Genomic DNA, 1,171 nt, shown 5'->3' with positions numbered 1-1,171 from the left:
TGCCTACTCCGCCCAAATGAAAGTGGGTGAGGGCCTCCCTGACGCCAGGCATCAGCCTTGTCAGGCCGGTCAGGTGCCGGCGGTAGATAGGCGCCATGACGCGGTTTGCCTCATCGAGAGCGTTGCCGAGCAGTGGCGCTCCCGATGCCGCGAAGGCTCGCTCGATCAGTTTCCTGACACCGCCGCCGATCATGGCCTTGACCCGGTCCAGGCGCAGCGGCGGCAGATCGCGGCTGGCCAGCAATTCGTTGACGGCGGCCGCTATGTCCGGTGCCGAGTCGACCAGCGTGCCGTCGAGGTCGAACAGGATCGCCTTCGGCGATCGAAGCGGCCTACCTGCGCCGACGTTCATGCGTCATCCTTCCACTTGATCGAGCAGCCGATCGAGGCGACCTGGTCCAGCGGCCCGTCGCCGGTTCGGGCAACCTGCTTCATCGCCTTGAACAGATCGCGTCTCAGCCCGGGCGCTCCGGCTTCTCGTCGCGAGGCGTCCAGCCGACCGCGATATTGCAATCCCAACTCGCTGTTGAACCCGAAGAAATCGGGAGTACACACCGCCACGTAATCGCGCGCTACAGTTTGGCGCTGGTCGTGCAGGTAAGGGAAGCTGAAGCCGTTCGTCGTGGCGAAGAGCTTCATTTGCTCGAAGGAATCCTCCGGGTAGGTGTCGGCATCGTTCGAGTTGATTGCGACAAAGCCGATACCTTCGGCCTTGAGGTCGTTGGCATCGCGCACGATACGTGAAATCACCGCCTTCACATAAGGGCAGTGATTGCAGATGAAGGCCACGACCAGGCCATTCGGGCCGGCCTGGCTGAGGATCGAATGCGACCTGCCGTCGACGCCGGGCAAAACGGCATCGATCGCGCGCCAGCCGAAATCGCAGACAGGGGGAACGGCCGCCATGCTTGCCTCCGATGAAATGGTTTACGCGGCTTTCCGGATCGCACCGTCGGCCGCCTGTCGGATGGTTCCAATGTTGGCGCGGTAGGCCGCCTCGGCGCCTCCCTTGAACACGGCCGACCCGGCGACCAGCACATTGGCGCCGGCCGCGGCGACCAGCGGGGCGGTTTCGGCCGTGACGCCGCCATCGATTTCGATGTCAATCGGGCGGTGGCCAACCAATGCCTTGATTCGCCTGATCTTCTCGATGACCGCGGAAATGAAGGCC

At 63.7% G+C, this 1,171-nt stretch carries 2 protein-coding genes and 1 pseudogene; all 3 read right to left on the bottom strand.

Annotation, left to right across the window (positions count from 1 at the left end; all coding sequences use genetic code 11):
• The coding region (locus tag EN991_RS37035; protein ID WP_164769700.1) for an HAD family hydrolase at positions 1-352 on the bottom strand (352 nt) is incomplete at its 3' end.
• Positions 349-906 carry a thioredoxin family protein gene (locus tag EN991_RS37030; RefSeq protein ID WP_127370566.1) on the bottom strand — a complete coding sequence of 186 codons (558 nt, stop codon included), beginning with the start codon at positions 904-906 and terminating at the stop codon, positions 349-351. The genes EN991_RS37030 and EN991_RS37035, both read right to left, overlap by 4 nt.
• Before the next feature lie 21 nt (positions 907-927).
• Positions 928-1,171 (bottom strand): annotated as a pseudogene (locus EN991_RS37025) (ribulose-phosphate 3-epimerase); the annotation flags it as partial.

Origin of the sequence: Mesorhizobium sp. M7A.F.Ca.US.005.03.2.1 (assembly GCF_003997795.1) — a bacterium.
GTDB lineage: Bacteria > Pseudomonadota > Alphaproteobacteria > Rhizobiales > Rhizobiaceae > Mesorhizobium > Mesorhizobium ciceri.
The sequence above is the reverse complement of the archived record's forward strand: the minus strand, read 5'-3'. Positions and strand labels throughout refer to the sequence as shown.

Excerpts from the sequence above, each read along its gene's own strand:
- EN991_RS37030 (WP_127370566.1), bottom strand. The coding sequence starts at position 906 with ATGGCGGCCGTTCCCCCTGTCTGCGATTTCGGCTGGCGCGCGATCGAT.